This window comes from Pseudomonas sp. 2957 (genome assembly GCF_031456345.1).
Lineage (GTDB): Bacteria > Pseudomonadota > Gammaproteobacteria > Pseudomonadales > Pseudomonadaceae > Aquipseudomonas > Aquipseudomonas siliginis.
In genome coordinates this window covers 520,234-541,582 of the sequence record NZ_JAVDUL010000001.1, presented here as the reverse complement: position 1 = coordinate 541,582, position 21,349 = coordinate 520,234, and the positions used below count along the sequence as shown (strand labels likewise).

Here is a 21,349-nt window from a genome sequence, read left to right as displayed (position 1 = left end):
CAGCTCAAACCGTATCCACCTTCAACGAATGATCATTGAGCATGCCGCTGATGATCGTCGCTGTGTCGTGACCGTTGGCAATCATGCCGCCTGCGCCCGGTGTCACGCCGTAGTGGCTAGCGAGGTTGACGCCGGCCAGGTCGATGGTCTGGCTCGGCGCGGCGCCGGCCATGGCGCTGACGTCGATGCTGGTCATCACCGAGGCGCCGCTGCCGCTGACGGTGAAGTGCAGATAGTCGTCCAGCGACGCGGTACTGGCGTTTTCGCCTTGCAGCAGTTGCGACAGATCGAGCCTGTCGGTACCGGGGGTGAAATCGGTAATCAGGTCATGGCCGCTGTTGCCCTTGAGCCACTGGAAGGTGTCCGCCCCTGCCCCGCCCGTCAGCGTATTGTTGCCCATGCCACCGATCAGCAAGTCATCGCCAGCGCCGCCATTGAGGAAGTCGTTGCCGAGGCCACCGTTGATCACGTTGTTGTTGCCGTCGCCGGTGAGGCTGTCGTTGAAGTTCGAGCCGAGCAGGTTTTCGATGCCGGTCAACGTGTCAGTACCGGCGCCGAGGGTGTTCTGCGCACCGAGCAGGCCGAGATTGACGGTGACGGCGGCCGTGGCGTGGGCGTAGCTGGCGGTGTCGCTGCCAGTGCCGCCGTCGAGCAGATCGTTGCCCGCGCCGCTGTAGAGCAAGTCGTTGCCAGCGTCGCCGTGCATTTCGTTATTGCCGGAGCCTGCCGTGAGTACGTCGTTGCCGTCGCCGGCATTGATCACGTTGTTGCCGCTGCCCGCCACCAACACATCGTCGCCAGCAGTGCCGGTCAGGGTGTGGCCGTCCTGATAGCTGATGCTGACGTTGGCCGTGTCGCTGCCGCCGTGGTTGTCGTTGGCGGCGTAAGTGCCGTGGTAGTCCGGCGTGATGTCGTGGGCCGCGGCGTAGTTGAGGGTCATGGTCAGCTGGTAGTTCTCCGCCGCATTCGGGTTGCCGCCACCATTACCAATGTTGGTGATGTGAATCTGGTAGACGCCGTCCGCCGAGGCGCTGAGGGTCTGGCCATCCGCCAGCGCCATCCAGGCACCGCCATTGAGCGAATACTCCATGCTGATCTTACCGGCACCCAGATTGTGATCCAGATTGAGGGTTTCGCCCTGACGCAGATTGACGGTAATGCGGTCTTCATCGTTGGCATTGCTGTTGCTCACCATGCCCAGATAACCGCTGACCACCAGCACGGCGGTCATGGTCGCGGCATTGGCGCTGAAGGCGCTGCGCACATTGGCCAGATTCTGGTTGGCTGCGTTATTGGTCTGCCCAGTGAAGCCGATCAGGCCGCTGCCGGTGAAGTCCGCCGCTTTCGACACCCAACCGGTATTGAAACTGGTGGGTGTGGCGTTGAGGGTGTCGCCGTTCGGATCGGTGTCATTGGCCAGCAACAGCTCGCCCGGCACCACGATGTTGCCTGACAGCACGTTGGTGATGACGTGGTCGTCCATCGCTATCGGTGGCGCGTTGGGGATCACTTTCACCGTCAGGGTGGAGCTGGCCAGATCGCCGTCGTTGTCGCTGACGGTGAAGCCGATGTTTTCGGTGATCACCACGGCGGTGGTTTTCTGCGAGGTGTAGCTGTATTCGCCGGTATCAAGATTGACCACCAGCGTGCCGCTGTTGTTGGTGGCAATGCTGACGCTGTTGTTGGCGGTATTGAAGGTGCCGTGATTGGCGCCGCCGCTCGCGGTCAACGAACCCTGGCCACTGAGGGCTTTCGGATCGTAGGTGTAGGTGGTGCCGTCGACCACGATCGACTTGATGAAACCGCCATCGGCGCCGAACGAACCGCCCTCGCCCAGCAGCGAACCGGTGACCGGCGCGCCCTGCACGGTGCCGGACAATACCGAGTTGAGCTGATTGAGATCGGTGACCACCACCGCATTGGTATTGGTGTGGTTGATGCCATCGTAGGCCAGCGGATCGAGGTTGGCGTTGCTCACGCCACTGCCCAGACCAATGGCGTAGTTCTTGATGTTGTTGGCGTCGAGGAAGTTTTTCAGCGCGGCTTCGTCAGCCGTGCCGATGTCGCCCTCGTTGGGCTTGCCGTCAGAGAAGAAGTAGCCGACGTTCTGTGCCCCGGTGAGTTTGCCGGAGGTGTTGAACGCGGTCTGCATCACTGCTACGGCAGCATCGTAGTTGGTGCCGCCGCCAGCGTTGAGACCGGCGAGGAGTATCTTGGCGGTGGCGACATCCACCCACACGGTGGTGCGGTCGGCGGCATTGCTGCTGAACGTCACCAGCTGCACTTTCACATCGCCCAGATCATCGTACTTGTCGAGCAAGGCACCAATGGCCTGCTTGGCCAGTGCCAGCCGCGACAGGCCCGGCACGCCGGAGGCATCAGCCATACTGCCGGAGATGTCGAGGACGATGAGAATGTTCGAATCGATCTCCACTGCGGTTACCGAGCGATCCGAGGCAACGGCTTTCGGTATGTCGTCGACGATGTTGACCACGAGGGTGCTGGTGGTGCTGTTGCCCAGTGCATCGGTGGCTTTGTAGGTGAACGTTTCGCTGAGGGTGTTCGGCCCGTCGTTGGCGTTCGGCGCGGTTTTCGGCGCCGAGGTCAGCGTGTAGGTGTAGGTGCCGTCAGCGTTGAGCAGCAGTTGCCCGTAGCTACCGGTGGCGTTGCCGACCAGGGTGTAAGTGATCGCGCCGCTGCCGCCACTGACCGAACCGACCAGCGTGCCGCTGGCGGTTTCACCGGTATTGCCCGGTTCGCTGCCGGTGACTGTGCCGGGGGCGAGATCCTGGCCATCCTTGTTCAGGTCGAGGGCTTTTTCATAGACCGTCACATCCTGATCGACCGAGGCGACCAGTTTGCTGTCGGCGACGTTGATGGTCAGCGTCGTGGTGCTTTCATCGCCATCGCTGTCACGGATGGTGTAGGTGAACGTGTCGGTCGCGCCCGGCGGGCTCACCGAGTTCGGGTTGCTGTGGTAAACCGCATTGCCCGCCGCGTCGAGGGTCAGGTAGCCGTAGTTGCCGTTGATGTTGCTGTTGAGCCCGCCGCTGGCTGATGTCGCGGTGTTGCTGCCGGCGCGCACGCCGACCACCGTGGCGGCACCATCGGCGCCGCTGCTGTCATTGCCGAGCACACTGACATTGACCGTGCCGCCCTCCGCCACCGAGCCGGTATCGGCGTTGGCAGTCGGCAAATCGTCGACGATATTGACGTTGATCTGACCGCTAGCCGAACTGCCATCGGTATCAGTGGCGACCACGTCAAAGCTCTCGCTGAGGCTGTTGGCGCCATTGGCGTTCGGATGAGCTTCGTTGTCGACCAGGGTGTAGCTGTAACTGACCACGCCGGTGGCCGGATCATAACCGGTGACGGTGAAGGTGCTGCCCAGTGGCGAGACCACCGATTGCGGCAAACCGGCGGCGACGCCATTGCTGATCACCGCAATGCCGCCGACCGTGAGGGTTTGCAGGCCATCAAGGGCGGTCACGGTGAAGCTGCCGCTCCGGGTCAGCGCCGAGGTGTCGGGGTTGCTGCCGTCGCTGAGGTTTTTCTCGTAAACAGTGATTTCGCCGCCCTTCACATCGAGGCCGTCGAGGCACACCGGATCGTCGTTGTTATGGATGTTCAGCACCAGGTTGGCGGTGCTGGTGTCGCCGTCGGCATCGGTGATGGTGTAGGCGAAGGTTTCCGTGCCGTTGCCGCCGCCGTGGAGGTTTTTGAAGTCGGCGTCATTGGCGTCCAGCGTGTAGGTGTAAGTGCCGTTGGCGTTGAGCACCAGGGTGCCGTAAGTGCCGGTGAAAGTACCGGCGGTCACCGGGCCGCTGGCGACGCGGTCGGCGCCTTGCACATCGTTGTCGAGGACGTTGCCGGTCAGGGTCACCTGGGCTTCGGTCGCGTTGTCGGCATTGCTGTCATTCAGCGCCTTCGGCACGTCATCGACGATGCTCACAACGATCGTGCTGGTGACGACATTGCCCAGCGAATCGGTGGCCTGATAGGTGAAGGTTTCGCTCAGGCTGTTGGCGCCGTCGTCAGCATGCGGCGTGGTGGTCGCTGGCGAAGTCAGGGTGTAGGTGTAAGTGCCATTGGCATTGAGGACGATCTGCCCGTAATTACCGGTGGCGCTGCCGATCAGTGCATAGCTGATCGCGCCGACCGCACCAGTGACCGAGCCGACCAGGGTGCCGGAAGCGGTTTCGCCAGTGCTGTTCGGATCGCTGCCGACCACACTGCCCGCCGCCAGATCCTGGCCATCCTTGTTCAGGTCGAGGGATTTTTCGTAGACGGTGACGTCAGTGTCGCTGACCGCTTTCAGGCAGCTGTTATAGACGTCGATGGTGATCGTCGTGGTGCTTTCATCACCATCGGAATCGCGCACGGTGTAGGTGAACACATCCACCGCACCCGGACCGTTCACCGCGTTGGGATTGCTGTGATAAACGGCGTTACCGTTGGCATCAAGCGTGAGGTAGCCGTAGGTGCCGTTGATCTGCGAATTGAGTCCGCCGATGGCCGAAGTCGAGGTGTCGGCACCGGCACGCACGCCGACGACTGCGCCGGTAATCGCCGGGCCATCCGCGCCGCCGACATCGTTATCCAGCACATTGCCGCTGACGGTGCCGCCCTCCGCCACCGAAGCCGCGTCCGCATGCGCGGTCGGCAAATCATCGACGATATTGACGTTGATCTGGCCGCTGGCGGTACTGCCATCGGTGTCAGTCGCCACCACGTCGAAGTTCTCGGTGAGGCTGTTGGCGCCGTTAGCGGTTGGATGAGCTTCGTTGTCGGCCAGGCTGTAGCTGTAACTGACTACACCGGTTGCCGGGTCATAACCGGTGATAGTCAACGTGCTGCCCAGGGGTGTGATCACCGATTGCGGGAAACCTGCGGCCACGCCGTTGGTGATCACCGCGATGCCGCCAACCGTGAGGGTCTGCAGACCATCGAGAGCACTGACGGTGAAAGTGCCGTTCTGGGTCAGCGCTGGGGTGTTGGGGCTGGTGCCGTCGCTGAGATTTTTTTCGTAGACGGTGAGTTCGCCACCGTTGACGTCGAGGCCATTGAGCAGCACCGGATCATCGTTGTTGTGAATCTGCAGAACGAGGTTGGCAGTGCTGGTATCGCCGTCGGCATCGGTGATGGTGTAGGCGAAGGTTTCCGTGCCGTTACCGCCGCCGGTCAAGGCTTTGAAGTCGGCGTCGCTGGTGTTCAGCGTGTAGGTGTAGGTGCCGTCGGCGTTCAGCATCAACGTGCCATAAGTACCGGTGAAAGTACCCGGCGTGACTGGGCCGGTCGGTACGCGATCGGCGCCTTGTATGTCGTTGGTGAGGACATTGCCAGTCAGCGTCAGTTGGCTTTCTGAGGCAGTGCCATTGCTGTCATCGTTGGCTTTCGGCAGGTCGTCGACGATGTTGACGTCGAGGGTGCCGGTGGCCGTCGTGCCGTTGTCGTCGACCACCGTGACTGCGAACTGCTCAGGCAGATTATTCGCGCCGTTGGCGTTCGGATGCGCTTCATTGTCAGCCAGGGTGTAGCTGTAACTGACCACGCCGGTTGCAGCGTTGAAACCGGTGATGGTCAGCGTGCTGCCCAGTGGCGTGGTGATCGATTGCGGGAAGCCTGCGGCGACGCCATTGGTGACCACGGCGATGCCGCCGACGGTCAGCGTGGTGACGCCGTCCAGTGCAGTGATGGTGAACGTGCCGTTTTGCGTCAGTGCGCCAGCGTCAGGGGCGCTGCCGTCGCTGAGGTTTTTTTCGTAGATCGTCAGCTCGCCACCGGCGACGTTCAGGCCGTCGATGGTGACTGGATCGTCGTTGTTGTGGATCTGCAGAACCAGATTGGCAGTGCTGGAATCGCCGTCGGCATCAGTGATGGTGTAGGCGAAGGTCTCTGTGCCGTTGCCGCCACCGGTCAAGGCTTTGAAATCGGCATCGCTGGTATTCAGGGTGTAGGTGTAAGTGCCGTCGGCGTTCAGAACCAAGGTGCCGTAAGTACCGGTGAACGTGCCGGGCGTAACCGGGCCTGTCGGTACGCGGTCGGCACCTTGCACGTCGTTGGTCAGGACGTTGCCGGTCAGGGTCAGTTGGCTTTCCGAGGCGGTACCGTTGCTGTCGTCGTTGGCTTTCGGCAGGTCGTCGACGATGTTTACGTCGAGGGTGCCGGTGGCCGTCGTGCCGTTGTCATCGACCACCGTGACTGCGAACTGCTCAGGCAGATTATTCGCGCCGTTGGCGTTCGGATGCGCTTCATTGTCGGCCAGGGAATAGCTGTAACTGACCACGCCGGTTGCAGCGTTGAAACCAGTGATGGTCAGCGTGCTGCCCAGTGGTGTGGTGATCGATTGCGGGAAGCCTGCGGCGACGCCGTTGGTCACCACGGCGATGCCGCCGACGGTCAGCGTGGTGACGCCGTCCAGTGCGGTGATGGTGAACGTGCCGTTTTGCGTCAGCGCGCCAGTGTCCGGGGCGCTGCCGTCGCTGAGGTTTTTTTCGTAAACCGTGAGCTCGCCGCCAGCGACGTTCAGGCCGTCGATGGTGACTGGATCGTCGTTGTTGTGGATCTGCAGAACCAGATTGGCAGTGCTGGAATCGCCGTCGGCATCAGTGATGGTGTATGCGAAGGTCTCTGTGCCGTTGCCGCCACCGGTCAAGGCTTTGAAATCGGCATCGCTGGTATTGAGCGTGTAGGTGTAGGTGCCGTCGGCGTTCAGAACCAAGGTGCCGTAGGTACCGGTGAATGTACCGGGCGTGACTGGACCGGTGGGTACGCGGTCGGCGCCTTGTATGTCATTGGTGAGGACATTGCCGGTCAGGGTCAGCAAGGTTTCCGAGGCAACGCCGTTGGCGTCATCAAACGCTTTGGGCACGTCGTCGGTGATATTCACGTCCAGCGTGCCGGTGGCGCTGTCGCCATTGCTGTCGGTGGCGATCACGGTGAACTGTTCGCTGAGGTTGTTCACGCCGTCGCCGGCCGCGTGGGTCTCGTTGCCGTTGAGGGTGTAGCTGTAGCTGACTGTGCCAGTGGCCGCATTGTAACCGGTAATGGTCAGGGTGTTGCCCAGTTGCGTGGTGATCGACTGGGGAAAGCCAATCGGCACGCCGCCAACAATCACGTTGATGCCGCCGATGCTCAGGCTGTTCAAACCATCCGCTGCCGAGACCGTGAAGTTGCCACTTTGCGTCAGCGCGCCTGGATTGGCCGCTGTACCGTCAGGCAGATTGGCTTCATTGAGGTTCAGCTCGCCGCCCGCCGCGTCGAGGCCGTTCAGGATGACCGGGTTGTTCACCGGTGGCGGTGGCACCACGACCGGCGCTGGCGTGTCGTCGCCATTGTCGATGTCCGCGTCGCGACGATACTCGGGAAATTCGGGAATGCCATTGAAACCGGCAGTGGGGAAACCGATGATCGGATCGACCCGGCCGCCGACTTCGGTCAGTAGAACGAAACTGTGCCCGCCGCCCAGTTCACCGGTATTGCCGGTGGGTGCGTTGGGGCCGGCCGCAGTGGCTTCGGCAGTTTTGCTTGGGTCTTCACCGGCGGCAATGGCTTTCTGGATCTGCTCGACATCGGTCAGTTGCGCCTGGCTCGGGGTCTGCGCTTCGTCGACGTTCACCGGCACAGCCTGGTCGGCCAGCAATTGCCCGGTCATGGTGATGCTGCTGCCCCGACCGAGGGTCAATTCCTCGCCGTTTTGCAGTTTCACTGCCACCGCGCCTTCCGCGCCGGTGATCAGTTGATCGCCGGCGTACAAACGATCGCCTTCGAACAACGGACGCTTGATGCCGTCGCTCGCTTGAGCGAACACCTGACCAATGACTTTTGTGACCGTACCGATGAGCGCTGCCATGTGAAATCCTCCGCTGCCGACCACCGTCGGCACAGGTTCGCGAAGCAGCCCATGGCTCAATCGGGTTGCCGGGGGCGACGCTCGCACCCTCGACAGTTCGTTTCGCAGGCCCGGTTTGAGGTGAATTGTCAGCGCTATCAAGCACTTGCCAACCCTGTTCAATCCGCCGACCCACTAGCGCTACGTAACGGTGGTGAATCACCCGAGTGACAAAAATCTGTCGCTCATTCGCCGTTACGCGTCCCTCCCCTTCAGCAGTACTTCGCAGTGTCTCGCAAAGTGAATGGAACTTTCCTCAAGCCTTTTCGAGCTCCCTAAAGCGCATAAAACAAAGGCTTTCGAGCTGAACAATGTGCTGCTTTTGAAAAACCGCATAAGTTTTTTTTGGAATAAACCTTATGAAAATTTTTTCTTAGCTACGCTCTAGGATGTTCTTAGCTCTGTTGTTACAAGAGTGAAACGCTTATACCCAAAATTTACGTCAAATATTTGGCGACGGTAACACAACATTGAGATCCAGGGAGATGCACCCATGCGCGTTTTAACCCCCCTCTGCAGCGCGGTTTTGCTGGCCATGGCTTGCACTTCCCAAGCCCAGGCGATGAACCTCACCGAGGCGATTCAAAGCACCATCGCCACTCACCCGGAACTGGCGTCGCGCGTGGACGCCCGCCTGTCAGCGGATGAACAAGTGAAAGTGGCCAAGGGCGGGTTTTATCCGTCGGTCGATCTGAACGCTGCCTACGGTCGCGGTTACAGCGACAACACCAATACCCGCGCTTTCGGTAACCACAACACCGAAATCCTCAATTACACCCAGTCGGAGCTGCGCTTGCGGCAGATGATCTTCGACGGCTTCAACACCGCCAACGAGGTCGAGCGCACCAAGGGCGTGTCCAACTCGCGCGCCTACTACGCGCAAGGCACCGCGCAGGATCTGGCCCTGCGCACCATCGAGGTCTACCTCGAAGTGCTCAAGCGTCGGGAACTGGTGACGCTGGCCAAGAACAATTTGCAGGCGCACTTGCGCGTCAACGATCAGATCGGCCTGCGCACCGAGCGCGGCATCGGCAGCACTGCAGACTCGGATCAATCGGTTGCCCGTCGTGCACTGGCGCAGAACAACCTCGACACCGCCGAAGTCGATCTGGCTGACGCCGAATCGAATTTCTACAGCGTGGTCGGACGCATGCCCGATGAGCTGGAAACCCCGGCCTCGACTCGCGGTGAGATGCCACCGGACCTGCGTGAAGCGCAGCAAAGCATGGTCGACAACAACCCGTACCTGAAATCGGCCCAGGCTGACGTGCAGTCCGCCGAGAGCCAGTACGAAGTGGCCAAGTCGCCGTTCTACCCGCGCTTCGACGCGGAAGCGGCAGTGGGCGCGAACAACAACGTGCAGGGCGACGAAGGCCACGACAACGAATGGCGTGTCGGTGTGGTGATGAACTACAACCTGTTCCGTGGCGGCAGCGACAAGGCACGTCTGGCCGCGAATGCCCACGACATCAACCAGGCGATGGACATCCGCAACAACGCCCTGCGTCAGCTCAACGAGAACATTCGCCTGGCCTGGAACGCCATGGAGAACGCCAAGAAGCAGACGCCGACGGCCCGCGAATACGCCGAAACCACCAAACGCGTGCGCGCCGCTTATCAGGACCAGTTCGGCCTCGGCCAACGCACCCTGCTCGACCTGCTCGACAGCGAAAACGAGCTGTACAACGCCAACCGTCGCTACACCGAAATCCGCTACACCGAGGAATACTCGATGTACCGCGTGCTGGCGAACATGGGCCAGTTGCTGAGCAAGCAACGCGTGGTGCTGCCGGCTGATGCGATTGCCACGACCGAAGTGAAAAACCAGGCGCGCCTGCCGGAACTGAAATAAACGGTGCAGGAACTGACTTTGCCCTGATCGTTCCCACGCTCTGCGTGGGGATGCCTCAAGGGACGCTCCGCGTCCAGTGACGCGGAGCGTCACGGGCTGCATTCCCACGCAGAGCGTGGGAACGATCCGATAACCGAGCCCGTTCAACAGAGGCAATCACTATGACCAGCATGGAACCCGGCGCCACCGGGGTCGATCCGCGCCTGAGCTTCGACGATCCGTTACTCGACGGTCTGCTGATCCTCTGCAAATTGCATGGCGCCACGGTCAGTCGTGCCAGCCTGAGTGCCGGGCTGCCCCTGAACAAACAACGCCTGAGCCTCGATCTGCTGCCCCGTGCAGCAGCACGGGCCGGATTACAGGCGCGCTTGTTGCGCCGTGAATTGAAAGACATTTCACCGCTGAACCTGCCGATCCTGCTGCTGCTCAACGACGGCCGCACCGCTGTGCTGCGGCGGTTTGGCGAGGATGGCAAAGCCCTGCTGCTGCCCAGCGAAGCCGACGGCGGCGAGCAATGGGTCAGCCGCGAAGAACTCAACGAGCACTACAGCGGCCAGGCCTTGTTCGCCCGCCCGCGCCATGAACTCGAAGACCTGCGCGCGCCGCTGGTGCCACGGGTAAATGCGTGGTTTCGCGACACACTGAAGCTGTCGAAATGGCTGTACAGCGATGCGATCCTCGCCAGTTTCCTGATCAATTTGCTCGGCCTGATGGTGCCGCTGTTCGTCATGCAGACCTACGATCGCGTGGTGCCCAATCAGGCGACCTCGACGCTGTGGGTGCTGTCGATCGGTTTGCTGATCGGCACCGGTTTTGAACTGGTGCTGCGCGTGGTCCGTGCGCATCTGCTCGACACCGCCGGCAAGAAAACCGACGTGATCCTCTCGGCGACGTTGTTCGAGCGCATCACCGGGATGTCGATGAAAGCGCGGCCGGCGACCATCGGCGGCTTTGCCCAGAGCATTCACGATTTCCAGGGCCTGCGTGAATTTCTCACTGCCGTGACCCTGACCAGCCTGATCGACTTGCCCTTTGTGGTGTTGATGCTGGTGGTGATCGGCCTGCTCGGCGGCTGGCTGGTGGTGATTCCACTGTTGGCGTTTCCGATCACGATCATTTTCGCCATGGTGATTCAGGTGCGCCTGCGTGACACCGTGCAAAAAAGCCTGAGCCTCGGCGCGGAGCGTCAGGCGGTGCTGATCGAAACCCTCGGAGGCCTGGAAACCCTCAAGGCCTGCGGCGCCGAAAGCGAGCGTCAGCACAAATGGGAAAGCACCCACGGCGCCCTCACCCGCCTCGACAGTCATGCGCGCAACCTGTCGGCGCTGGCCACCAACGGCACGCTGTTCATCCAGCAGTTTTCCGGGATGGCGACGATTGTTGCCGGGGTCTACAGCATCATTGCCGGCAACCTCAGCGTCGGCGCGCTGGTTGCCACTTACATGCTCGGCAGCCGCGTGCTCGCCCCGCTCGGCCAGATCGCCGGGCTGATCACCCGCTACCAGCAAGCGCAACTGACGATGAAAAGCACCGACGCGCTGATGGCCCTGCCGCAGGAGCGCGACGGCAAACAACGACCACTGGAACGTACGCAGCTGCAAGGTGCCCTCGACGTCAGCGGCGTGACATTCCAGTACAACGGCCAGAATGCGCCGGCGCTGAGCGAAGTCAGCTTCAGCCTGAAAGCCGGCGAGCGGGTCGGCATCATCGGCCGCAGCGGTTCGGGCAAAAGCACGTTGGCGCGGCTGGTCATGGGCTTTTATGAAGCGGAGCAAGGCCAACTGCTGCTCGACGGCCTCGACCTGCGCCAACTGGACGTGGCTGACCTGCGCCAGCAGATAGGTTATGTCGCCCACGACCTGCCGCTGCTGGCTGGCAGCCTGCGCGACAACCTGACCCTGGGCGCGCGCTACATCAGCGATTCACGCATGCTCGAAGTCGCCGAACTGACTGGCGTCACCGAACTGGCCCGGCAACACCCGCAAGGCTTCGACCGACCGGTGGGCGAACGCGGGCAACTGCTATCTGGCGGCCAACGCCAGGCGGTGTTGCTGGCGCGTGCGTTACTGCTCGATCCGCCGATCATGCTGCTCGACGAACCCACCAGCGCCATGGACAACAGCAGCGAAGATGCGCTGCGGCAGAAACTGCATGGCTGGGTGCAAGGCAAAACCCTGCTGCTGGTCACCCACCGCACCTCAATGCTGAGCCTGGTGGACCGGTTGCTGGTGCTGGACAACGGCCGGGTCGTCGCTGACGGCCCGAAAGAAGCGGTCATCGAAGCGCTGCGCAAGGGCCGTGTCGGCTCGGCGGCGGTCTAGGAGTTACGCCATGCCTGCTTCTTCCGATAGCAACAAGCGCGGCTACTTCGACAGCTTCGGCAAAAGCGCCGAAGCCGAGTTCATGCCGGAAACCGCCGGCGCGGCGTTGCAGGATTCGCCGCGCAAATCGCGGATCACCGTGTGGCTGGCGGCAGCGCTGCTGATCGCCGCCCTGGTCTGGGCCAAATTCGCCGTGCTCGAAGAAGTCACCATGGGCGAAGGCAAAGCGATTCCGTCGAGCAAGGTCCAGGTGATCCAGAATCTCGAGGGCGGCATCGTCACCGAGATATTCGTTCGCGAGGGCCAGATGGTCGGCAAGGGCGACACCCTGCTGCGTCTGGATGACACGCGCTTTCGCTCGAACAAGGGCGAAAGCGAGGCCGACCGTTACGCGCTGACCGCACAGGTTGAACGGCTGTCAGCGGAGGCCGAGGGACGCCCCTTCAAACTCTCCGCTGAAGTCATCGCCAAGGCGCCGCAAGTCGCCGAGGACGAGCGCTCGCTGTACGAGCAACGCCAACGGCGCCTGGCCAGCGAACAGCGCACCCTCAGTGAACAACTGCGGCAGAAAACCCAGGAACTGGCGGAGTTTCGCTCCAAGCAAGGCCAGTTCAGCTCGAGCCTGGCGTTGTTGCAGCAAGAGATGAACATGTCCGAACCGCTGGTGAAAACCGGCGCCGTGTCACCAGTGGAAATCCTCCGGCTCAGGCGCAGCGCCGTGGAGATCCGTGGTTCGCTGAACGCCACCACGCTGGCGATTCCCCGCGCCGAATCGGCGATTGCCGAAATTCGCAGCAAGATCGACGAATCCGAGCAGACCTTCCGCTCCGAGGCCGCCAAAGAGCTGAATGAGAAACGCACCGACCTGTCGAAAATCACCGCCTCGAGCATCGCCATTGACGATCGCGTCAGCCGTACCACGGTGACGTCGCCGGTGCGTGGCGTGATCAAGCAGATGAAGGTCAACACCATCGGCGGCGTGGTCCAGCCGGGCAGCGACATGGTCGAAATCGTGCCGCTGGAAGACAACCTGCTGATCGAAGCCAAGGTCCGCCCGCAAGACGTCGCGTTCCTGCATCCGGGCCAGAAAGCCATGGTCAAGTTCAGTGCCTACGACTACACGATTTACGGCGGGCTGAGCGCCAAACTCGAGCTGATCGGCGCCGATACGATCACCGATGATAAGGGCAACAGCTTCTATCTGATTCAGGTGCGCACCGACAAGAATCACCTGGGCGGCGACGTGAAACCGCTGCTGATCATCCCGGGGATGGTGGCGACGGTGGACATCATTACCGGCGAGAAAAGCGTTTTGGATTACCTGCTCAAACCGGTGCTGAAAGCGCGGACCGAGGCGATGCGTGAGCGCTAGTGATCTTTGAATTGCGGTGATTGATCTGGCGCTTTCGCGAGCAGGCTCGCTCCCACAATTGGAATGCATTCCCCTGTGGGAGCGAGCCTGCTCGCGAAGAGGCCCGCACAGACAATGATCATCTGTCGCCATGGTTACGCTGAAAGGTCTCCTCCCCCATCGCCGCAATCTGCCCTTCGATCAGCGCTTCAAACGGTTTCAGTAACGGCGCAAACGTCGTCGGTGCTTCGAGGGTTTCCAGCGCCTGGACGATCGCCTCGATCGTCGATAGCGCTCCCGGCCCCGGCGCCTTGCGCAGGCGATAGCGCGACACGCCGCCCTCGGCCAGGGTCACCCGTGGCAGTGCTGCCAGCAGCGGGTTGAGGTGCAGCATCTTGCGCGCTTTGCGCCAGGTGCCGTCCGGGACGACCAGCAACATTGGCTGATCATTTGGCGCGTAAACCTGCAACGACTGCGCATCGTCAGCCGGGAACAGCAAGCGCGCCTGATAACCCGGCTGGTTCAACAGTTTCGGCAAATCTTCGAATACCTCGCCGACAATCAGCTCGGCATTGCTCAGTCCCAGCGCCGCCAGCCGCGCGGTATTGAGCGCGTGACTGACCTCGCTCGGATGCTGCAGCAGCAACACCCGGGTGCGGCTATCGAGGTGCGGAATCAATGGGCACAGGCAATGGGTCTGGGGGCGCAGGCAGCGCGGGCATTGTGGTCGGGACATTTTTTTCTCAAGCCTGATTGAGCTGCGCTTTGAGCAAATCGCGGAAGGTCTGGATCAGCGGCTCGCGGCTGCGGCCCCTGCGCATGATCATCGAAAACGGCGCCTGATAACCGAAGGTCGCTGGCAGCAGAACGCGCAGATCACCCTTGTCGGCCCAGGCCTGCGCGTAGTGCTCCGGCAGATAACCGATGTAGGCGCCGGAGAGCACCAGAATCAGCTGCGCTTCCATACTTTCCACGGTCGCGGCACTGTGTTTGAAACCGTGGCGGGCCAGTTCCGCCTGACTCCAGTAACCGCGCCCGACCATCCGTTGCTGGGTGATGACCTGCTCGGGGATGCGCCGCTCGTTGAACAACGGGTGACGACTGCTGCAATACAGCCAGTGCTGCTCGCGGTACAGCGGCATGTAGACCAGACCGCTCATGCGCGTGGAAAACGCACCGATGGCCAGATCGAGGCGATTGTCCTGCACGCCGAGCTGCAATTCGTAAGGGCTCATCACCGACAGGTGCAGATGCACCGCCGGGTGTTCCTGACTGTAGGCGCCGATGGCTTCGGCAAACGGCAGGGCCTTGTCGCTGACCGTGGAATCGATCACGCCAAGGTTGAGCGTGCCGCGCAGTTCGCCCTTCAGCGCGGCGGCGTATTGCTCGAACCCTTCAAGCTCGGCGAGCAGGCGCAGGGTTTCCTGATGGAACAGCTCGCCCTTGCTGGTCAGGCTGAAGCCACCGCGCCCGCGATGGCACAGCACCAGACCGAGCGCGGCTTCGAGCTGGCTCATATAAGTGCTGATCGCCGAGGTCGACAGGTTGAGTTCCTGCTGCGCGTTGGCAAAACCCTGATGGCGCACGACGCTGACGAAGATGCGCAGGAGTTTCAGGTCGGGTAAAGCGTTGGCCATGTCTACTCCGGGCTTTGCAACTGTGTGTATGTGGGAAAAGCCCCTCACCCCAGCCCTCTCCCCGAGGGAGAGGGAGCCGATCTCCATGGCTTTCAAATCCTGAGTTCGACTCGATTTTTCAGGTCGATGCAGATTCCGCCAACAACTCGGTCGGCCCCCTCTCCCTCTGGGAGAGGGATGGGGTGAGGGCAACAATCTTCAGCCCTACACTTCATTCGAACCCACCAAAGTCTAATCCCACCTCTCCCATTAGTTTAGAAAAATCTGAACTAAGTTTTTGCCCGTAGCGATTCTTCCCCGTCACTACATTTCGCATGATCGGCCCCACAGCGGCGTCCGAACCTGTGCTCAACGGCGCGCCGGCATAAATAAAACAAAGACGATGAGGCCCTACCCGTGGACAAGATTCTTCACCAACCACTGGGCGGCAACGAAATGCCGCGCTTCGGCGGCATCGCCACCATGCTCCGACTTCCCCATGTACCGACCGCTGCCGGCCTCGACGCTGCCTTTGTGGGCGTGCCGCTGGACATCGGCACTTCGCTGCGCCCCGGCACCCGCTTCGGGCCGCGCGACATCCGCACCGAATCGGTGATGATCCGCCCGTACAACATGGCCACCGGTGCCGCGCCATTCGACTCGCTGTCGGTGGCCGACATCGGTGACGTGGCGATCAACACCTTCAACCTGCTCGACGCCGTGCGCATCATCGAAGAAGCCTACGACAACATCCTCGAGCACAACGTCATCCCGATGACCCTGGGTGGCGACCACACCATCACCCTGCCGATCCTGCGTGCGATTCATAAAAAGCACGGCAAGGTTGGCCTGGTACACATCGATGCCCACGCTGACGTCAACGATCACATGTTCGGCGAGAAGATCGCCCATGGCACCACGTTCCGTCGTGCCGTCGAAGAAGGTCTGCTCGATTGCGATCGCGTGGTGCAGATCGGTTTGCGTGCCCAGGGTTACACCGCTGACGACTTCAACTGGAGCCGCGATCAGGGCTTCCGCGTCGTTCAAGCCGAAGAGTGCTGGCACAAGTCGCTGGCGCCGTTGATGGCGGAAGTGCGCGAGAAGGTCGGTGGCGGTCCGGTGTATCTGAGTTTCGACATCGACGGCATCGACCCGGCCTGGGCGCCCGGCACCGGCACCCCGGAAATCGGCGGCCTGACCACCATTCAGGCGATTGAAATCGTCCGTGGCTGCCAGGGCCTCGACCTGATTGGCTGTGATCTGGTAGAAGTCTCGCCCGCTTACGACACCACCGGCAACACCTCGCTGCTGGCCGCCAACCTGCTGTACGAAATGCTCTGCGTACTGCCTGGCGTGGTTCATCGCTGAGGGTCGGTCATGCACGCACGTGATCAGGTTTTGCACGCGGCCGCCGAGTTGGTCGCCGCGTTTGCGCGTAACGATCGCGAAGCTTACTTCGGGGCGTTCAGCGCCGATGCCAGCTTCGTCTTCTACACCCTCGACCAGCCATTGCTGTCGCGCGATGCCTATCAGGCGTTGTGGGACCGCTGGCGTGCCGAGGATGGTTTCGAGGTGCTGTCGTGCACCTCGAGCAACGCCTTTGTCAGCCTGCAGGGTGACGTGGCGGTTTTCATCCATGACGTGGCCACCGAGCTGCGCATGCAAGGGGAGCAACATTTCAGCCAGGAGCGCGAGACGATTGTTTTCAGAAGACAAGCGTCGAGCGTAGAACAACAAGGCCTATGGCTGGCCTGTCACGAACATTTGTCCGCAATGCCGGAAGGGCTGCCACCCCCTTAGCCAATGGTGACGCTCACGCACGATGAGCGCGCCTGATGATCGGAGCAGATCATGAATAACAACAACAACGAAAAAAGCCTTAGCAGCATCGAAACAAACGGGGTCGAACAGATCCCGGATCATGAGCGCGACGCCCGACCCAGCGACCTGTTTCGCTTGATCTTCGGCGGCGCCAATACGTTTGCCACCGCTGTGCTCGGCAGTTTCCCGGTGCTCTTCGGCCTGTCGTTTCAGGCGGGTGTCTGGGCGATTGTCCTGGGTGTGGTGGTCGGTGCGCTGATCCTCGCACCGATGGGCCTGTTCGGCCCGCTCAACGGTACCAATAACGCCGTGTCTTCCGGTGCGCACTTCGGCGTGCACGGGCGGATTGTCGGGTCATTCCTATCGTTGCTGACGGCAATCGCGTTCTTCTCGCTGTCAGTGTGGAGCTCAGGTGACGCGCTGGTCGGCGGCGCCAAACGCCTCGTCGATTTGCCGGAAACCGACCTGACCCTGGGCCTGGCCTACGGTCTGTTCGCGCTGCTGGTGCTGACCGTGTGCATCTACGGTTTCCGCATCATGCTGTGGGTCAACCGCATCGCGGTGTGGGCCGCGAGCCTGTTGTTCCTGCTCGGCATCTTCGCCTTCGCCCCTGCTTTCGACAGCCAGTACGCCGGCAGCGTGGCACTGGGTCAGGCCGGGTTCTGGGCGGCATTCATCGGCGCGGCGCTGGTGGCGATGAGTAACCCGATTTCCTTCGGTGCGTTCCTCGGCGACTGGTCGCGCTACATCCCGCGTGAGACGCCGAAGGGCCGGATCATGCTGGCGGTGATCGCCGCGCAACTGGCGACGTTGATCCCATTCCTGTTCGGCCTTGCCACCGCCACCATCGTCGCGATCAAGGCGCCGGACTACATCGCCGCGAACAACTATGTCGGCGGCTTGCTGGCCGTGTCGCCGAGCTGGTTCTTCCTGCCGGTGTGCCTGATTGCGGTGATTGGCGGCATGTCCACCGGCACCACGTCGCTGTATGGCACCGGGCTGGACATGTCGAGCGTGTTCCCGCGCGTGCTCTCCAGGGTCAAGGCGACCTTGCTGATCGGCGTGCTGTCGATCGCCTTCATCTTCATCGGCCGGTTTGCGGCGAACCTGGTGCAAAGCGTGTCGACCTTCGCCGTGCTGATCATCACCTGCACCACCCCATGGATGGTGATCATGATCATCGGCCTGCTGGTACGGCGCGGCTTCTACTGCCCGGATGACCTGCAAGTGTTCACCCGCGGTGAACAGGGCGGACGCTACTGGTTCAACCACGGCTGGAACTGGCGCGGTCTGGGGGCGTGGATTCCGAGTGCGCTGGTCGGCCTGTGCTTCGTCAACCTGCCGGGGCAGTTCGTCGGCCCGCTGGGCGAACTGGCCGGTGGCATCGACATCAGTTTGCCGGTGACATTGGGCCTGGCGTCGGTGGTGTATCTGACGCTGCTGCGCCTGTTCCCCGAACCTAGGGAAGTGTTTGGGCCAAAGGATGTGCGCAGCGAAGCCGCCATAAAACCCGAACTACGTCACGCCGCCTGACACGAATCCCCTGTGGGAGCGAGCCTGCTCGCGAAGACTTCGGCACATCCAACATTGGTGTGACTGACAGACCGCCTTCGCGAGCAGGCTCGCTCCCACAGGAAGCCTTGCAGACCCCATTTGCTTGACCATAAAAAAGACAATCGGAGACACGCCATCATGGCTTTGGATTTATTCGTCGTACTCATTTATGCCGCTGCGATGCTGATTCTCGGCTACTACGGCATGCGCAAGGCCAAGACCCACGAAGACTATCTGGTTGCCGGGCGTAACCTGGGGCCGTCGCTGTACATGGGCACCATGGCAGCAACCGTACTCGGCGGCGCGTCCACCGTCGGCACGGTCCGTCTGGGCTACGTGCATGGCATTTCCGGTTTCTGGCTGTGCGCGGCACTGGGCTGCGGCATCGTCGCGCTGAACCTGTTCCTCGCCAAACCCTTGCTGAAACTCAAGGTATTCACCGTCACCCAGGTCCTGGAGAAGCGCTACAACCCGATGGCGCGCACCGCCAGTGCGACGATCATGCTCGCTTACGCGCTGATGATCGGCGTGACCTCGATTCTGGCGATCGGCACCGTGCTGCAAGTGTTGTTCGGTCTGCCCTTCTGGATTTCCGTACTGCTGGGCGGCGGTATCGTGGTGATTTACTCAACAATTGGCGGCATGTGGTCGCTGACCTTGACGGACATCGTCCAGTTCGGCATCCAGACGGTGGGCCTGATGTTCCTGCTGCTGCCGATCTGCCTGTACCGCGTAGGCGGCTGGGATCAACTGGTCGCGCAACTGCCGGCGGCCAGCTTCAACTTCACCAGCATCGGCTGGGACACGATCATTACCTACTTCATGATCTACTTCTTCGGCATCCTGATCGGCCAGGACATCTGGCAGCGGGTGTTCACCGCCAAAAGCGAAAAGGTCGCCAAGTACGCCGGCACCTCGGCCGGGATCTACTGCATCATTTACGGTCTGGTCTGCGCCTTGATCGGCATGGCTGCGCATGTGCTGATTCCGGATCTGGACAACGTCAACAACGCGTTCGCCGCCATCGTCAAAGTCTCGCTGCCCGACGGCATCCGTGGCCTGGTGATCGCTGCCGCACTGGCGGCGATGATGTCCACCGCCAGCGCCGGCCTGCTCGCCGCGTCCACCACCCTGACCGAAGACCTGCTGCCGAAACTGCGCGGTGGCAAACAGTCCAATGTCGCGGTCAGCCGTCTGTTTACTCTGCTGACGGGGATCGCGGTGTTGGGCATTGCTCTGGTCGTCAATGACGTGATCAGCGCGTTGACCTTGGCTTACAACCTCTTGGTCGGTGGCATGCTGATTCCGCTGATGGGCGCGATTTTCTGGAAGCGTGCGACTACTGCCGGGGCGATCAGCGCCATGACGCTGGGCTTTGTCACTGCGCTGGTGTTCATGGTCAAGGACGGCATGGACGCGAACACGCCGATCTATTACAGCCTGGGTGTCAGCCTGGTGAGCTTCGTACTGGTGAGCCTGTTCTCGCCGCGCCCGGCGACCGTGGCCACTGCGGTGTGAATCGACTGTAACGAGGTGATGTTTTCTTCAGCGGGTGTGGCGTCGGTAGCCACACCCGTTTTTTTCGCTTGGCGAAAAGCAAAAGATCGCAGCCTTCGGCAGCTCCTACCATTTGTAGAAACTGCCGACGGCTGCGATCCTGAAATCTCTGATCGGAGGTATTAACGGCGACGTGGCTGGCGCCGACGCTGTTCGTCGTCCGTGCGAATCGGTACCGGTTGCAGAGGCGGTTCGATCAAACCGAGGGCAACTCCCAAATCGTGCAGCCAGTTCTGGATTTTCTCTTTCATCGTCATGCCCCCTTCAGGGTGGTGCTGAGCGGCCGGAATTCTGAGGCCGCTTCGCACTGATAATAGTCCGAAGTCCTACGCAATGCTCGGCCAAATCCGCAATGATCTGTTACTGAATTGAACAGAATCTGTTGCGATTGGTTCACGCGGTTTCCCGCACTTCATGCAAAGCCACGGGATAGACCGCTTGCTGCACGTCGATCCAGGCATTCAGGTTGGCCCCGGCCATACCCTTGCGCCACATGAGCCACGTTGTCGCACCCGCGAACGGCTCGGCCAACGGATGCACGGCGACGCTTTCGCGACCCGGCAGGCTGGCCAACATCGACTCGGCCATCAACGCCACACCGCTGCCGGCAATCACACAGGCGAGCATGCCCTGATACGACTCGATCTCCATCGGCCGGCCCATTGCTGCATGGTAGTGAGAGAACCATGCCTCCAGGCGCATGCGATATGAACAACCCTGGCGAAAAGTGAACACCGAGCGCCCTTCCACGTCCCGCGCGGTGCGTACCGGTGGATGGTCGATTTCGGTGATCAGCACCAGGCGTTCCTCGCACAGCGGCACGCCATCGAGCCCGGCCAGTTGCAGCGGTCCGTCGACCAATGCCGCGTCGAGGCGGCCGGTGAGCAAACCTTCGAGCAGTTCGCCGGTCGGCGCCGATTGCACCTGCAAATTCACCGTCGGGTATTGCTTGTGATAACGCGCCAGCAGCGCCGGCAGATGGATCGCCGCCGTGCTGTACATGGTGCCCAGCACGAAATCCCCGGCCGGTTGCCCGCCCATCACCGCCGCACTGGCCTGATCGCGCAGAGCGAAGAGTTTGCCGGTGTAGTCGAGCAGCACCTTGCCCGCCGGCGACAACTGCAAACGCTGCCGTTCGCGCACGAACAATTCGACACCCAGCTGCTCCTCGAGCTGTTTCAGGCGCGTCGACAGATTCGACGGCACACGATGCAAGCGCTCGGCGGCGCGGGTGATCGAGCCTTCCTCGGCGACCGCCTGAAATATCCGCAGCTGGCTGAATTCCACAATCTTCTCCTGAACAGAACAAGTTACTCACTATTATTCAATTTTAAAGAAAGTCAATCGATCCTAGCCTGACGGTCATTGCTGCCTTGAAGGAAGCCC

12 protein-coding genes are annotated in these 21,349 nt (G+C 61.5%); 7 read left to right on the top strand and 5 right to left on the bottom strand.

What is annotated here, in order from left to right; translation table 11 throughout:
- Nucleotides 1-4 precede the first annotated feature (4 nt).
- Nucleotides 5-7,852: a retention module-containing protein gene (locus tag J2Y39_RS02475; RefSeq protein ID WP_310214875.1), complete on the bottom strand. Its 7,848-nt coding sequence runs from the start codon at nucleotides 7,850-7,852 to the stop codon at nucleotides 5-7.
- Between the two features lie 532 nt (nucleotides 7,853-8,384).
- Here J2Y39_RS02475 and J2Y39_RS02470 point away from each other — a divergent pair.
- The 3 genes from J2Y39_RS02470 (at nucleotide 8,385) to J2Y39_RS02460 (ending at nucleotide 13,436) form a co-directional block, all read left to right on the top strand.
- A complete protein-coding gene (locus tag J2Y39_RS02470) occupies nucleotides 8,385-9,743 on the top strand; it encodes a TolC family outer membrane protein (protein WP_016771146.1) in 1,359 nt (452 codons plus the stop codon).
- A gap of 161 nt (nucleotides 9,744-9,904) precedes the next feature.
- Nucleotides 9,905-12,064, top strand: coding sequence for a type I secretion system permease/ATPase (locus J2Y39_RS02465; protein ID WP_310214872.1), 2,160 nt, complete (start codon nucleotides 9,905-9,907; stop codon nucleotides 12,062-12,064).
- A 10-nt stretch (nucleotides 12,065-12,074) separates the two neighbouring features.
- Nucleotides 12,075-13,436, top strand: a complete 1,362-nt coding sequence (locus J2Y39_RS02460; protein WP_039761043.1) for an HlyD family type I secretion periplasmic adaptor subunit — start codon at nucleotides 12,075-12,077, stop codon at nucleotides 13,434-13,436.
- A gap of 118 nt (nucleotides 13,437-13,554) precedes the next feature.
- Here the strand turns inward: J2Y39_RS02460 and J2Y39_RS02455 are convergent, their stop codons facing one another.
- Both J2Y39_RS02455 and J2Y39_RS02450 read right to left on the bottom strand, forming a co-directional pair.
- The gene (locus J2Y39_RS02455; RefSeq protein WP_252868978.1) at nucleotides 13,555-14,151 is read right to left on the bottom strand and encodes a tRNA-uridine aminocarboxypropyltransferase; all 597 of its coding nucleotides are present in this window, start codon (nucleotides 14,149-14,151) and stop codon (nucleotides 13,555-13,557) included.
- A 7-nt stretch (nucleotides 14,152-14,158) separates the two neighbouring features.
- On the bottom strand, nucleotides 14,159-15,052 hold the full coding sequence (locus J2Y39_RS02450; protein WP_007956593.1) for a LysR family transcriptional regulator: 894 nt from the start codon (nucleotides 15,050-15,052) through the stop codon (nucleotides 14,159-14,161).
- A 396-nt stretch (nucleotides 15,053-15,448) separates the two neighbouring features.
- Between J2Y39_RS02450 and speB the strand changes: the two genes are divergently transcribed.
- The 4 genes from speB (at nucleotide 15,449) to J2Y39_RS02430 (ending at nucleotide 19,924) form a co-directional block, all read left to right on the top strand.
- Entirely contained in the window at nucleotides 15,449-16,399 is a 951-nt protein-coding gene (gene speB / locus J2Y39_RS02445; protein WP_003222717.1) for an agmatinase, read from the top strand.
- Between the two features lie 9 nt (nucleotides 16,400-16,408).
- Nucleotides 16,409-16,831, top strand: coding sequence for a nuclear transport factor 2 family protein (locus J2Y39_RS02440; protein WP_095180680.1), 423 nt, complete (start codon nucleotides 16,409-16,411; stop codon nucleotides 16,829-16,831).
- A gap of 51 nt (nucleotides 16,832-16,882) precedes the next feature.
- Nucleotides 16,883-18,385 carry a cytosine permease gene (locus tag J2Y39_RS02435; RefSeq protein ID WP_310214862.1) on the top strand — a complete coding sequence of 501 codons (1,503 nt, stop codon included), beginning with the start codon at nucleotides 16,883-16,885 and terminating at the stop codon, nucleotides 18,383-18,385.
- Nucleotides 18,386-18,544: 159 nt separating this feature from the next.
- Nucleotides 18,545-19,924: a sodium:solute symporter gene (locus J2Y39_RS02430; protein ID WP_056783679.1), complete on the top strand. Its 1,380-nt coding sequence runs from the start codon at nucleotides 18,545-18,547 to the stop codon at nucleotides 19,922-19,924.
- 161 nt (nucleotides 19,925-20,085) lie between these two features.
- Here the strand turns inward: J2Y39_RS02430 and J2Y39_RS02425 are convergent, their stop codons facing one another.
- Nucleotides 20,086-20,214, bottom strand: coding sequence for a PA1414 family protein (locus J2Y39_RS02425; protein WP_003184145.1), 129 nt, complete (start codon nucleotides 20,212-20,214; stop codon nucleotides 20,086-20,088).
- Nucleotides 20,215-20,356: 142 nt separating this feature from the next.
- A complete protein-coding gene (gene ptrR, locus J2Y39_RS02420; protein WP_056783676.1) occupies nucleotides 20,357-21,250 on the bottom strand; it encodes a putrescine utilization regulator PtrR in 894 nt (297 codons plus the stop codon).
- Nucleotides 21,251-21,349 lie beyond the last annotated feature (99 nt).

Coding starts and splice junctions, on each gene's coding strand:
- J2Y39_RS02435 (WP_310214862.1), top strand. CDS start 16,883: ATGAATAACAACAACAACGAAAAAAGCCTTAGCAGCATCGAAACAAAC.
- J2Y39_RS02450 (WP_007956593.1), bottom strand. CDS start 15,052: ATGGCCAACGCTTTACCCGACCTGAAACTCCTGCGCATCTTCGTCAGC.
- J2Y39_RS02475 (WP_310214875.1), bottom strand. CDS start 7,852: ATGGCAGCGCTCATCGGTACGGTCACAAAAGTCATTGGTCAGGTGTTC.
- J2Y39_RS02425 (WP_003184145.1), bottom strand. CDS start 20,214: ATGAAAGAGAAAATCCAGAACTGGCTGCACGATTTGGGAGTTGCCCTC.
- J2Y39_RS02465 (WP_310214872.1), top strand. CDS start 9,905: ATGACCAGCATGGAACCCGGCGCCACCGGGGTCGATCCGCGCCTGAGC.
- J2Y39_RS02460 (WP_039761043.1), top strand. CDS start 12,075: ATGCCTGCTTCTTCCGATAGCAACAAGCGCGGCTACTTCGACAGCTTC.
- J2Y39_RS02430 (WP_056783679.1), top strand. CDS start 18,545: ATGGCTTTGGATTTATTCGTCGTACTCATTTATGCCGCTGCGATGCTG.
- J2Y39_RS02455 (WP_252868978.1), bottom strand. CDS start 14,151: ATGTCCCGACCACAATGCCCGCGCTGCCTGCGCCCCCAGACCCATTGC.
- J2Y39_RS02440 (WP_095180680.1), top strand. CDS start 16,409: ATGCACGCACGTGATCAGGTTTTGCACGCGGCCGCCGAGTTGGTCGCC.
- J2Y39_RS02470 (WP_016771146.1), top strand. CDS start 8,385: ATGCGCGTTTTAACCCCCCTCTGCAGCGCGGTTTTGCTGGCCATGGCT.